General features: G+C 70.3%; 5 protein-coding genes. 3 read left to right on the top strand and 2 right to left on the bottom strand.

The genetic code is table 11. The features are described 5' to 3' along the window. The 3 genes from AAGI91_16615 to AAGI91_16605 all read left to right on the top strand — a co-directional run. The coding region (locus AAGI91_16615) for a T9SS type A sorting domain-containing protein (GenBank protein ID MEM1044232.1) at window positions 1-357 on the top strand (357 nt) is incomplete at its 5' end. A gap of 119 nt (window positions 358-476) precedes the next feature. Further along, entirely contained in the window at window positions 477-1,568 is a 1,092-nt protein-coding gene (gene aroB / locus AAGI91_16610) for a 3-dehydroquinate synthase (GenBank protein MEM1044231.1), read from the top strand. 297 nt (window positions 1,569-1,865) lie between these two features. Continuing rightward, window positions 1,866-6,500, top strand: a complete 4,635-nt coding sequence (locus tag AAGI91_16605; GenBank protein MEM1044230.1) for a translocation/assembly module TamB domain-containing protein — start codon at window positions 1,866-1,868, stop codon at window positions 6,498-6,500. Here the strand turns inward: AAGI91_16605 and AAGI91_16600 are convergent. Beyond that, window positions 6,497-9,937, bottom strand: coding sequence for a choice-of-anchor D domain-containing protein (locus AAGI91_16600; protein ID MEM1044229.1), 3,441 nt, complete (start codon window positions 9,935-9,937; stop codon window positions 6,497-6,499). The genes AAGI91_16605 and AAGI91_16600 overlap by 4 nt on opposite strands. 171 nt (window positions 9,938-10,108) lie before the next feature. Then, on the bottom strand, window positions 10,109-13,444 hold the full coding sequence (locus AAGI91_16595; GenBank protein ID MEM1044228.1) for a choice-of-anchor D domain-containing protein: 3,336 nt from the start codon (window positions 13,442-13,444) through the stop codon (window positions 10,109-10,111). Window positions 13,445-13,756: the final 312 nt, after the last annotated feature.

Here is a 13,756-nt window from a genome sequence, read left to right as displayed (position 1 = left end):
GTCACCGGCAGCGCCCGCCCGGCAGGCTCCGCAACCACCTGGTCGCTGGCCGAGGCCCAGGCGTGGGACGCCGAAGACGCCCTCGGTGCCGCTGCCCGGACGGCTGAGCTCGCAGCCTTCCCGAACCCGCTGCGCAGCGAGACCACGATCCGCTACGCGCTCGCCGAGACCGCCGAGGTCCGGCTCGCCGTCTACGACGTGCTCGGGCGCCAGGTGGCGCTGCTGGCCGAGGGCCGGCAGGAGGCGGGGCCGCACGCGGCGACGTTCGACGCGCGGGGCTTGGCCACGGGCACGTACGTCTACCGGCTGCAGGTGGGCGAGTCCGTGCAGACGGGCCGGCTCACCGTCGTCAACTGATGGCGCGTGACGCCGCGCGTGACGCCGTACCGCTCGGCTCGATGCGCTGAGCCTGCGACGCCCTCGGAGCACCGCTTCGGGGGCGTCGCTGCGTTCGGCCGTTGTCGGTAGCTTGCGGCATGGCTGCTTTGTCCCCGGTCTCAGTCCCGCTCGGCGACGGCCGCGCCTACGCGGTCCACCTCCGCCCTCTCGCCGACACGCCGGTGCTGCTCGGTGAGGTTGGGCTTCGTGCGGGTCGCTGCCTCGTCGTGACCGACGAGACGGTCGCGGCGCTCTACCTCGATTCGCTGCGCGACGCACTCGGGAGCGGCGGCTGGACGGTCCGCGCGCACGTCCTCCCGCCGGGCGAAGCGAGCAAGTCGGCCGAGCGGCTGGAAGCGCTCTACGGCTGGGCGCTCGGCCTCGGCATCGACCGGGCGACGCCGGTGCTGGCCCTCGGCGGCGGGGTCGTGGGCGACCTCGCGGGGTTCGCAGCGGCGACGCTGCTGCGCGGCCTCCCGCTCGTCCAGCTTCCGACGACGCTCATTGCGCAGGCCGACAGCGCCGTCGGCGGCAAGACCGGCATCAACCACGCGGCCGGCAAGAACCTGATCGGGGCCATCTGGCAGCCTCGCCTCGTCGTGGCCGACCCGGCGACGCTCCAGACGCTCTCCGCGCGCGACTACGCGAGCGGGCTGGCCGAGGTCGTCAAATCGGCCCTCATCGCCGACGCAGACTTCGTGGGCTGGCTCGGTGCGCGGTGGGACGAGGTACTGGCCCGCGAGCCGTCGGTCGTCGCGCCTCTCGTCCGGCGGACAGCGGCGATCAAAGCGGTCATCGTGGCCGAGGACGAGCGCGAGGCGGGACGGCGGGCGCTCCTCAACTTCGGCCACACGTTCGCCCACGCCATCGAGCGCGCGGCGGGCTACGGGACGTTCACGCACGGCGAGGCCGTCGCGCTCGGGATGCGGGCCGCGCTGCACCTCTCGCGCGCCCTCGCCCCCGAAGCGTCGTTCGACCAAGCCGACGCGCTCGTATCCCGGCTCCCGGTTCCACCGGGCCTCGCGCAGATTCCGACCGAGGCCTTGACCGATGCGATGGCGACGGACAAGAAGCGGCGCGCCGGGCGGTTGCGGTTCGTCGTGTTGGGCAAGATTGGGCAAGCGCGCCTCGCGGCGGACGTGACGCCGGAGGCCGTGGCGGCGGCTTGGGAGGCAGCGAAGGCATCGTAAGATTCCGGCAAGATGGCAGGGGCGAAGCAGCATCGGGCACTTCCTCTACCCTCGGGCTGTTTCGACGGGACCGTACCGGGTCCCGGCAAGGCATCGTGCCAGTCCTGACCAGGGCGTAGCAGCGCTACGCCCCTACGGGTGTCCGTGCCGAGTACGCCGGTTCTCGGTAATTTGTGCATCTTTTTCTGCCCTCTGCCCTCTGCCCTCTGCCCTCTGCCCTCTGCCCTCTGCCCTCTGCCCTCTGCCCTCTGCCCTCTGCCCTCTGCCCTCTGCCCTCTGCCCTCTGCCCTCTGAACCGTGTTCTTCCTCCTCGTCCGTTTCCTGGTCCGCCTGGCGCAGGCGGCGGCGGTCCTCGCCGCTGTGCTCGTGCTGGTGTTCTTTGGGCTGACGCGGACCGAGGTCGGGCGCGACGGGCTGCGAGGTCAGATCGAGCGGGCGTTCGGGCAGCAGTTCGAGGGGAGCCTGGAGATCGGGAAGCTGACTGGCAACCTGGTCTACGCCCTCTACGCGACCGACCTCCGCCTCCGCGACGACCAGGGCCGCGTCGTGATCGCCGCTGACTCCATCGCCCTGCAGCCGACGTGGCTCGGGCTGCTCCAGCGGCGGCTCGTCCTGGAAGAAGCTACCCTCTTCCGGCCTCGGATCGACCTCGTCCGCAGCGCCTCGGGGCGGTGGAACATCGCCGATGCCTTCGCGCCGCGCGCCGTGCGCACCGGGCCGAGCCGCCCGCTCGACATCCGCACGCCGGACGTGGTGCTCGTCGATGCTGCGCTCACGACGCGGCGCGAGGGCGAGGCCCCGGCCGCTGTCCAGCGCGGGACGCTCTTCGACTACACCGACGCCACCGTCCGCGACCTGACCCTGAGTGCCGAGTTCGACTGGACCGAGCGGGCGCGCCGGCTGCGCCTGCACAGCCTCGCGGCGCAGCTGCCGGAGCAGCAACTCGACGTGCGCCGCCTCGAAGGCATCCTCGACCTGACCGGCGGCGACCTCGCCCTCAGCGGTGTGATGCTGGAGACGACCGCGAGCCGCATCGAGGGGTCGTTCGGACTTATGAAAGGCGAGGATACGCCGCCGCGCATCGAGCTGGACCTCGCGCCGAGCCAGGTCAGCGGGGCCGAGCTGGCGCGGTTCGTCCCGGCGCTTCCGCTCGCCGATGCCGTAGACGTCTCGGCTCGTGCCAGTGGTCCGCTCGACGACCTCACGGTGCAGAAGATCACGCTTGCACGCGGCGAGACGGCGCTGCGCGCCGAGGGCACGGTGCGCGGCCTACCCGAGACCGTCACGTTCGACGCAGCGCTCGCCTCCTCCACGCTCCGGCAGGGCGATGTCGAAGCGGTCTGGCCGTCGCTCGCGCTTCCCGACCTGCGCGGACTCGGCACCGCCCGCGTGCGGCTCGGCGCCAGCGGCAGCGTCCGCGACGGACGGTTCGATGTCCGGTCCACGTTCGCGGCGACCACCGATGCGGGGCGCGCCGACGGGACGCTCCGCCTCGGACAGGGCGCGGGTGGACCACTCACCTACGCGCTCGACACGGACGCAGCGAACGTGAACCCCGGCGTGCTGCTCGGCGACGCCTTCGACGGGGACCTCTCCGGGCGCATCGCGCTCGACGGGCGCGGCACACGGGCCGAGACCTTCGCCGCCGACCTCCGGCTCGCACTCTCGGCCTCGCGCTTCGCGGGCCGGACGCTGGACACGCTCGCGGCGGACCTGAGCGCCGACGGCCTGCGGTTCTCCGGCACCGCCGACCTCGCCCTCGGCGGCGCGCTCCGCCTCGGCGGCACGGCAGACTTCTCGGGCGAGGTGCCGGCGTTCGACCTCGACCTCAGCACGCGCGACCTCGACCTCAGCCGTCTCGCAGGCAGCGCGCCGGCTACGCGCCTCACCGCCGACGCCACGCTGACCGGCCAGGGGAGCACGCCCGACGACTTCAGCGGCGACCTCCTCGTCGCCTTTGCTCCGTCCACGCTCACGCTTACGGGCGAGCCTCGGCCCATCGCCGCGCACGAGGCGGCGCTCCGCGTTCGCCCGGCGGGGTCGCCCGTCCGGTTCGACCTCGACAGCGACCTCGCTGCGGTCCGCGTGGGCGGAGGGGTGGACGTCGGCGCAGTCGTCGCGCTCGCCACGCAGTGGGGCGAGGCCGTCGCGCGGACGGTCCAGGCCGAGCAGGACAAATACCTTCGCCCGTCCGCGGACAGCCTGCACCACGCCGCCGTGCCGGTCCCCGACCCAGTGGCGGCGGCCGCCCAGGACCTCGCGCTGGAGCTAGAGGTGCGCCGCCCCGACGCGCTGCAAGACCTCCTGCCGGGCTTCCCCGCCTTCGCGCCCGGCACCGCGCTCGACGTGCAGTCGACGCTCGCGCCTGAGTCCCTTGCGCTCACCGCGACCGTGCGGGGCGACTCGGTCCGCGTGCCGGGCCTCGTCGGCCGGGACTTCGCCGGGGCGCTCTCGCTCCGCAGCACCTACGGCGAGACGCTCCTCGGGCGCAGCACGCTCGACCTCGACCTGGAAGCGGGCACGCTGCTCGTCGCCATCGGGCCGCTCACCGACGCGGCGGCATCGGTCCGTCTGGACGGCAGCACGGGATCGCTCCAGGCGCAGAGCGCCCGGTTCCGCGAGGGCGGACACCTCGCCCTCGACGCCGGCCTCGACCTCCGGCCCGAGGTCAACCGGGTGACCCTGCGCCGCGTGGAGGTCGTCACCGACGGGCAGCAGTGGGCGAACGTCGGGACCGGGACGGTGGATCTCTACACCGACGCGATCCGGCTGAGTGGGCTCGCCTTCGAGCGCGTCCAGCGCGCGGGGACGCCGCCCCGCCTCGCCCTCGGCGGCACGCTCTCCACGCTCGACGCGGACAGCCTCTACGTCGACGCGACCGCGCTCGACCTCGGCGAGATCTCGTCGGTCCTCGGCCCGAGGCTCCGGTTCGGTGGGCGGCTCGACGCGGAGCTCGCGGTGGCGCGCGTGCTCCGCCGGCCGGCCGTGATCGGGCGGACGACGGTCGAGCGGTTCTCGTTTGCCGGGCGGCGCGTCGGGTACGTGGACCTCGAGAGCCGGTACGCGCCCGGAACGGACGGCGTCGCCGTCGACCTTCGCCTCCGGCCCGAGCCTGCCCCCGCGCAGGCGGGGGGCGACCCGGCCTCGCTCCTCAACGACCTCAGCGCGACGGGGACGGTCCGCTTCCCCGGCACCGCCGCCGATGGCACCCGCGACCCCGGTGCGCTCGACCTCGCGCTCGACATCGACCGGCTCGACCTGTTCATCTTCGACTGGCTCTTCCCGACCATCGTCGCCGACGCGAGCGGCTACGCGGCCGGCCCCGGGCGGATCACCGGCACTCCGCGGGTGCCCTACTTCGACGCCGACCTGCAGGTGCGCGAGGGCGCGTTTCGGATCCCCGACTTCGGGCTCCGCCTGGCGGCCGAGGGCCGCTTGACTGTGGACCGCGAGGGCTTCCACATCCGCAGCGCCCAGATCAGCGACAAGTCCGGCGGGCAGGGCCTCGTGCGCGGCGACATCCTCTTCAACGACTACCGGTTCTTCTCGCTTGACCTCGCGGCCGATCTCGCCGAGATGGAGATCATCGACGTGCCGCAGTCGGACGACCTGCCGTTCTACGGGTACATCCGGGCCACCGGCTCGGCGACGGTCACGGGGCCGATCGACAACGTCTTCCTCCGCTCGACGGACGCGCAGACGACGCCGGACAGCGAGATGTTTATCCCGGTCACGGCCAGCGGTCCCGCCGCCGACGCGGGCTTCCTCGTCTTCGCCGACTCGCTCGGGAATGTGCCGGAGTTCGAGGCGCGCCGGAGCGTGCTTTCGCGGCGGCCCGAGGGCGAGCGGGCCTTCCTCGACGGGTTGGAGATGAACCTCGGCGTCGTCGCCCCGCCCGGCTCGACGGTCCACCTCGTCTTCGACCCGGCGATCGGCGACGTGATCACGGCGGTCGGGAGCGCGCGGCTCCAGCTCGCCATCCGCGAGGGCGAGTTTCAGACCTTCGGGACGTTCGACGTGGCACGCGGCGACTACCTCTTCACTGCCGGCGACGTGTTCACCCGCCGGTTCGGGCTCGCCGAGGGCGGCACGCTGCGCTGGGACGGCGACCCCATCGACGCCCGGCTCGACCTGCCGGCGACCTACCGCACGCGGGCGTCGCTGGCCGGCCTCGACCTGCCGGACGTGGACACCAACCAGCGCGTCCCGCTCATCATCACGCTCGGCGTGACGGGCCGGGTGACGAGCCCGCTCGTCGACCTCTCGATCGCGCTCGACGAGAGCAACCGCACCACGGCCGGGGCCGAGGGGCTGCGCCGCCAGCTCAACGAGAGCGACCGCCAGGCGGAGTACGCCACGAGCGTGCTCCTCACCAACTCGTTCCTCCTCGCCCCCACCGAGAGCACCGAGTCCATCGCCGGGGCGGCCGACGAGCTCTTCTTCACCTCCCTCTCCCAGCTCGTCTCGTCGCGCCTGAGCCAGTTCATCAACGACGCCCTCGGCGCGGACAACCTCGACGTGCGCTTCGGCGTCCAGCAGGGCGTGCGGGACGGCAGCGACGCGGACGACCTGGACTTCGACCTCACCTACGGCGTCGCGCTCCGGCTCCTCGACGAGCGCCTCGTCATCCGGGGCGAAGGCATCTACCAGCGCCTCTCGGACCAGCGGGACACGGGCGCGTTCCAGGGCGAGGTGGCGGTGGCGGTCCGCCTCACGCCGTCGGTCTCGCTGGAGGTTTTCTACCGGCGGGAGGAGGACGTGCTGCTCGGCAGCGGCCTGGACGTGGCGTCCTACGGGGCCTACGGGGCCGGCATCAGCTACTCGACCGACTTCGCCAACTGGAACGCGCTGCTGCGCCGCGTGATCGGCCGGAGCGCCGGCCGGAAGGACGCCGCGACCCGCGCCACGACCCTCTGGCCGGAAGCCCCTTAGCGTACGAGCGTCACGCGCTGCGCCTCGGCCAAGCCCGCCGCCTCGGCGCGCACGAGGTACACCCCGCTCGGCAGTGAGCCTGCATCGAACCGGACTGTGTGCGTCCCGGCCTCGACCTCGCCTGCGAGCAGCACCGCCACCTGCCGCCCGAGCACGTCGAAGACCGACACCCGCACCTCGCCCGCCACCGGCACGTCGAGCGCGACCTCGGTCTGCTGCCGGAACGGGTTCGGGTAGGCCGCCGAGAGACCGAACGCCGTCGGCATCGCTGACGAGGACGCAGCTACGCCGCCCACGCCCTGCCACACGTCGCCTGCCTCGACCGGCTTGCCCGTCGCGGCATCGCGCACCGTCCACTCGCCATCGCCCGACATGGCGGTGCGGCCCGCCGCCTTCTGACCGCCGAACGTGTCGCGGTCCGTCACCGCCAGCCCGGCGAAGTCGCCGACGTAGCCCGCGTAGGTGTAGTTGCCCGCAGGTGCCGCGCCGGGCACAGTCTGCACGAGTGTCCGCGTCAGCGTCTGCCCCGGCGCGAGCGTCACCGTCACCGGCCCGAAGACCGGGAGCCGGAGGCTGCCCGTCGGCAGCACGGCGGCGGCCCACGCCTGCGTGGTGACGCTCGCGGCACTCGTGTTGGTGAGGGTCGCGGTGAAGGGGACCGGGCCGCCCGGGGCGGGGATGACGACCGCGCTGTCGGCGGGTGCGAGCGTGAGCGTCACGGCAGGGTTGAGATCTGCCGCGTTCAGTTCGACCGCGCCGAGGTCACACTCGGCCTCGCCGTCGCCGTCGCTGTCGAAGGGAGAGAATCCGCGCTGGTCCCCAGAAAAGCAGAGGCGGATATCTACTGCCGGGTTGAGCGCCGGGTCATTGCCGGGCGCGAGGAGTAAGTGCGTCGGCGTTGGCCCGCCGTTGTCGGCCAGCAGCGGGTCCACGACCAGCGTGAACACCTCTTCAGGCTCGACACGCTCCCCGCCGCACCCGGTTACCGAGAGGTTGTTGCCCACACCACCGAAGTCGAAGAGGATCGAGCAGTCCGAGGAATGTCCGTCTGACGTGTTACCGACGACGACGTTGGAGGAGACGCTCACCTGCTCGCCGTTGACCGAGACGCCGCCGCCGCTGGAGCCTGCCTCGTTGCCCACGACGGTGTTGAAGAAGGCGAAGGTATCTCCCCCCCGGAGTCCTCCTCCTCGGTTCCCGGCCCGGTTGCCGCTAATCGTGTTGCGTCTCACCTCCCCATCGCTGGAAAGTCCACCGCCGTTCTCGCCAGCGGTGTTGTTCGTGATCGTGCTCTGCATGACAGCCACCGGACCTCCGCTGGCGACGATATCGAGGCCCCCGCCGTCACCGCCGGCCACATTGTCGCTGACGATGCTCTCGTCGACGCGGCCGCCCATCCTCGCCCCGCCCCCGTCTCCCCCCGCTTCATTGCCCGTAATTGTGCAGCGCGTAATGAAAAGGTCTGCCGCAAAAGGACTCAGTATCCCGCCGCCATTTCCTGTGGTGTAGCCCCCCGTGATCGTCAGCCCGATTAGCTCGACCGTGGCGTAGGGGAACTCGTCTTCGATGAGGAAAACGCGGTCTCGCCGCTGCGCGTCGACCGTGATGCCGAGGCCCGTGCCGTCAATGACGAGGTCTTCGGTGATGAGGAGTGCGCCGTGGCCCGGGGCGAAGGCGATCGTCTGTCCTGCCAGCGAGGGAGCGAAAGCGATCCGGGCACCGGCCGCGTCCGCGTTGGCAACTGCGATAGCCTCGCGCAGCGAGCAGTCGGCGTCGCACACGCCGTCGTCGGTGTCGGCGCTCTTGGTGACCGTCAGGCCTGCGAAGCCCGTCCCCTCAAGCGCTACGGTCCGGGTGAACGTGTTGCTCTCCACGGAGAGCGTTCCTTCGAACGGCTGCGTTACCGAGGGCGTGAAGGTCACGGTGAGCGAGTCGCTCGCACCGGGCGGCAGCGTGAGCGGAAGCTGAGGGGCCGTCACGTCAAACACGTCCGCGTCTCCGCTGACTGGCAGCGAGGTGATTGTCAGGTCTGCACTGCCTGTGCTCCGGAGCAGCACCGTTCGTGTTTCGCTGCTCCCGACCGGAACGTTGCTGAAGTCGATAGAGGTAGGCGAGACCGACAGCGCCGGTAGCTGCAGCGGGACGCCTCGGAGGAGGTAGGCTCGCCCGCTCACGCTCTCCCCGGGCGCTCCGATGAGCAGGTCGCCGCGCCCGTCCCCGTCGATGTCGCGGACGCCGGCCACAGCCTGCTCATCGCGCCGAGTCCCACTGAAGGACCCTCCCCGCTCCGGGTTCGGCGAGCGCAGTACGCCGAGCAGACTTCCGTCGGCCCCGGAGAACAGAAAAGCGCCCCCTGCTTCCTCGATTCCCTCCAGCCGAGAAAACGGAGCGCTCACGAGGATATCGGTGGCCCCGTCTCCGTCTACGTCCGGCACCCCAGCCACCGACGTGCCGAAGCCGTCGCGCGCTTCGAACGGCGAGGTCAGCGTGTAGAGTAGGCTACCGTCCGCCCCCGAGTACAGCTTGACTTCCGTATCGAAGGCCGTGTCACCGCCAGACCCAATGATCAGGTCGCCGCGCCCGTCCCCGTCTATGTCCGGTATGCCGTCTACCGAATCAAACGGGGCTGTGGGCGCAGGTTCAGGGTCCTCGACTGCGTACAGGAGCGCCCCGTCGATCCCTGAGAATAGGTAAGCCTGCCGGCCAGTATTACCGGTCAAGCTCACGAGGAGATCGCCGCGCCCGTCCCCGTCCGTGTCGGGCACGCCCGAGACGGAGTTGGCGAAGAGCTCGGAAGAGCTGAGCGGCTCGGGTGGGTCTAGGAAGTAGAGAAGCGCGCCCGTGGCTCCGCTGAAAAGATAGGCCCGTCCACTCCCGTCGAAAGGACCTACTGCACCGACCAGCAACTCGCTGATTCCGTCGCCGTCGGCGTCCGGCACCTCTGCCACCGACCCGCCAAACTGTTCTGCTCCGCCCGTAGGAGACACTAGTTCGTAGATCAGAGCGCCGTCGGACCCGCTGAACACGTAGGCTCTTCCCGTCAGGCCCTCTTCTCTAGGCGCACCAACAAGCAGGTCTCCGTGCCCGTCCGCGTTGACATCCGAGAGGCCTGCCACGGAAATGCCGAATCTGCCCGAAGTCTGCTCGTTGGGCGAGATGAGTTCGAGAAGAAACGCGCCAGTAGTCCCGCTGTAGAGGTATGCGCGCCCTGGCCTGCTTAGCCCCACTGCTGGCACGGCACTGAAGGCACCTACAAGGAGGTCATCGGCTCCGTCTCCGTCGGTGTCCGGCACGCTTGCCACAGCGGTCCCGAACTCGCTCTTGCTAGTGACAGGCGACTCTAGCGTCTGGAGTACTGTCTGTGCCTGCGAGGGTACGGCGAGGAGGCAGCACAGCAGGGCGAGGGCAGCAGGGCGAAGCGTAGCAGAACAGGGCATGGCGGGAAGAGTCGGATGAACAGTGTTATGTCCTAACGTAACACTCCAACGCCATGCGCGCAAGCACATAGGACCGATTGCGCCCCAGGCGTACCCCGAACGTGCCACGACGCACCGGGGGCCGCAGCAGCACGCGCTGCCAGACGGCCCCCGGCTGTACTTCCGCTACGCCTAGCGTACGAGCGTCACGCGCTGCGCCTCGGCCAAGCCCGCCGCCTCGGCGCGCACGACGTACACCCCGCTCGGCAACCCCGCCCCGTCGAATGCCACCCGGTGCTCGCCCGCCTCGACCTCGCCCGCGAGCAGCACCGCCACGCGGCGCCCGAGCACGTCGAAGACCGACACCCGCACTTCGCTCGCCACCGGCACGGCGAGCGCGACCTCGGTCTGCTGCCGGAACGGGTTCGGGTAGGCCGCCGACAGACCGAACGCCGTCGGCAGCACTGACGACGAGGCAGCGGCCACGCCGCCCTCGCCCTGCCACACGTCGCCCGCCTCGACGAGCAAGCCCGTCGCGGCATCGCGCACCGTCCACACGTCCGAGCCCGCCGCAGTGCCCGAGGCAGAAATACTGTTCGCCGTCTTCTGACCGCCGAACGTGTCGCGGTCGGTCACCGCGAGCCCGGCGAAGTCGCCGACGTACCCGGCATAAGCGTAGCGCCCGGCCGGCGCTGCACCCGGCACGGTCTGCACCAGCGTCCGCGAGAGCGTCTGCCCCGGCGCGAGCGTCACCGTCACCGGCCCGAAGACCGGGAGCCGGAGGCCGTTGTCCGGCAGCACGGCGGCGGCCCACGCCTGCGTGGTGACGCTCGCGGCACTCGTGTTGGTGAGGGTCGCGGTGAAGGTCACCGGGCCGCCGGAGGCGGGGATGACGACCGCGCTGTCGGCGGGTGCGAGCGTGAGCGTCACGGCAGGGTTGAGATCTGCCGCGTTCAGTTCGACCGCGCCGAGGTCACAGGCAGCATTGCCGTCGCCGTCGCCGTCGAAAGGTGCCGGGAAACCGCGCTGGTCTGCGTCGCAGTTGGTGAGAAGACCGTCGAGGTCCACGGCGGGGTTGCGCGCAGGGTCGTCGCCGGGCGCAAGCAGGAGATGGGTTTGCGTCGGCCCACCGTTGTCGGCGAGCAGCGGATCGAACACGCGCGTGAACGCCTCGTCAGGAGAGACAACGGTGATAGAAGACCCGAAGCTGCAGTCTCCGTCTTCGGTGGTCCCCGAGCCGAACAGCGAGAAGTTCGACCCCGCGTCAAAGCCGAAAATCGACCCACCGCAATCAGCCGAGGACGCTTGCGGGTCACCACCGGCGGTGTTGCCGAGGATAGTGCTTCTGAAAAACCCTGTGTTGAACGCGGAGGGCGAATAAAAGCCTCCTCCGCGGACGCCGGCATCATTGCGCGTGACCGTAACGGAGGCGAAAAACGCCTCGTCAGAGAGCATGAGACCGCCGCCCCGATTGGCGGCCCGGTTCCCGCTGATCGTGGTGTGACTCAGACTGTAGGCGCCGACGATCCCGCCTCCGTCCTCGCCCGACACGTTGCCGCTGATCGTGCTCGCGGTGACCGCTGCACCGCCCTCCAGGGAGACCCCGCCACCATCTCCCTTGGATTCGTTGCCTATGACCGCGCAGCGCAGAATCGTTGCAGACCCGTCACCGCCTATCCCGCCCCCCTCGCCTGAGGTGAAGCCGCCCGTGACCGTCAGGCCTACGAACGCTGCTTCTATGGGGTCGCTGGTACGGTCCACGAAAAAGACGCGGTCGCGCCTCTTTGCGTCCACGGTGATGCCGAGCCCATCGCCGTCGATGACAAGCTCCTCGGTGATGGTGAGCGCGCCGTTGCCTGGGGCGAAGGCGATCGTCTGCCCCGCGAGCGCCGGGTCGAAGCGGACCGTGTCGGACGCGGCACTGCCCAGAGCGTTGGCCGCAGCGATGGCTTCGCGGAGCGAGCAGTCGGCGTCGCACGCCCCGTCGTCGGTGTCTTCCGCCTTCGTGACGAGGAACACAGCGGAGCTCCCAACGCCCTGCCCTTCGAGGGCGACGTTCCGCGACGCGGCTCCGGCTTCGATGACGAGCGTGGCCTCAGCCAGGCCCAGCGCTACGGGGTCGAACACGACCTCGAACGAAGTATTGTCTCCCGGCTCGAGGGTGAGGGGCGGCGTGAGGTCCGAGACGATGCGGAAACCATCGCCGTCCCCCTGAAGACGGATGCCCGTCACCGTCACCGCCGTGTTGCCCACACTCTCCACCACTACGGTCTGCGCCTCGGCCTCCTCGCCGAGGAGCACCTCACCGAAGCCGAGTTCGTCAGGGGACCGGGCGAGCAGCGGCGTAGCGAGCGCCTCGCCCCGGAAGAGGTAGGCCCGGCCGCGGCCATTGTTCGCGTTGGAAGCCCCCACGAGCAGGTCCACTTGACCATTTCCGCTTGAGACCGGTGCTAGGGACCTGCCGAACGATCCTCCCTCTTCTTCCGGATTCGGCGAGCGCAGGTCGCGCAGCAGCGTGCCGTCGGCCCCCGAGAACAGGTAGACCTCGGTGCCGCCTGTTATGAGCAGGTCGCCCGCCCCATCCCCGTCGATGTCCGGGGTACCCGCAACGCGGCTAAACGACTTGCCCTCCAGCGCGAACGGGGGGGCGATGCGGAGCAGTTCAGACCCGTCAGCGCCGGAGAAGAGAAAGGCATCGTCATCATCCCTGGTGCTGATTAGCACGTCGCCGCGCCCGTCGCCGTCCACGTCCGGCACGCCCGCGAAACCTCGCGGGGTTGGCTCGGCAAACTCCCGGAGGAGCGAGCCGTCCGCTCCTGAATACAGCTGCACTCTGCGGGAGTACCCGACCAGGATGTCGCCGCGTCCATCGCCGTTCGTATCGGGGATGCTCTTGAGCGAGCGCCCGAAGAACGTATTGCCCATCTGACCCGGCGAGGGGATTTCGAGGAGGAGCGCGCCGTCGGCCCCGCTGAAGAGGTAGACGTTGCCTTCGGAGAAGATACTATCCCCTTCCCGCTCCGCCCCGACGAGTAAGTCCTCTACCCCGTCACCGCTGGCGTCCGGCACCGCCGCTACCGAGACACCGAACTGGCCTTCTTCCTCCTCGTTCGGCGAGACCAACTCAAGGAGAAGGGAGCCGTCGGCTCCGCTGAAGACGTACGCCCGGTTTTCCCTGTACGCTCCGATGAGGAGGTCGCCGCGCCCGTCGCCGTTGACATCGCTAAGGCCAGCCACGGCCTGTCCGAAACTCGTAAATCCTCCATTTGGAGAGGTCAGTTCGAAGAGGAGGGAGCCGTCGGCCCCGCTGAAGAGGTAGGCGTCGTTGCCCCTCGCCGTCCCGATGAGGAGGTCACCGACTCCATCGCCGTCTGTGTCGGGCACGCCGGCGACCTTGCCGCCAAACTCCGGGCCGCCGGTCCCCGGGTACTCCAGGGTCAGCAGGGGGCCCTGCGCCTGCGAGGGCACGGCGACGAGGCAGCAGAGCAGGGCGAGGGCAGCAGAGCGAAGCGTAGCAGAACAGGGCATGGCGGGAAGGGTCGGATGAACAGTGTTATGTCCTAACGTAACACACCAACGCTATACGCGCAAGCACATAGGACCGATTGCGCCGCAGGCGCACCCCGAACGTGCCACGACGCACCGGAGGCCGCAGCAGCACGCGCTGCCAGACGGCCCCCGGTTGTGCCTCTGCTACGCCTAGAGCCTGTTAGCAACTTGACCTCCTCAGACAGCGCAGAAACGCCGTTCTGATGTCACAAGCCCCGAAACCGAGTCATTCCCGACCCAGATCGGGAATCCATGCAGCGTCGGCACGCGGTGCCATCGTGGCGTGGATTC

The sequence above is a fragment of the Bacteroidota bacterium genome (genome assembly GCA_038746285.1).
Taxonomy (GTDB): domain Bacteria; phylum Bacteroidota; class Rhodothermia; order Rhodothermales; family JANQRZ01; genus JANQRZ01.
Note: the sequence above shows the minus strand (reverse complement) of the source record. Positions and strands in the feature narration are given on the sequence as shown.

Excerpts from the sequence above, each read along its gene's own strand:
- aroB (MEM1044231.1), top strand. The coding sequence starts at position 477 with ATGGCTGCTTTGTCCCCGGTCTCAGTCCCGCTCGGCGACGGCCGCGCC.
- AAGI91_16600 (MEM1044229.1), bottom strand. The coding sequence starts at position 9,937 with ATGCCCTGTTCTGCTACGCTTCGCCCTGCTGCCCTCGCCCTGCTGTGC.
- AAGI91_16595 (MEM1044228.1), bottom strand. The coding sequence starts at position 13,444 with ATGCCCTGTTCTGCTACGCTTCGCTCTGCTGCCCTCGCCCTGCTCTGC.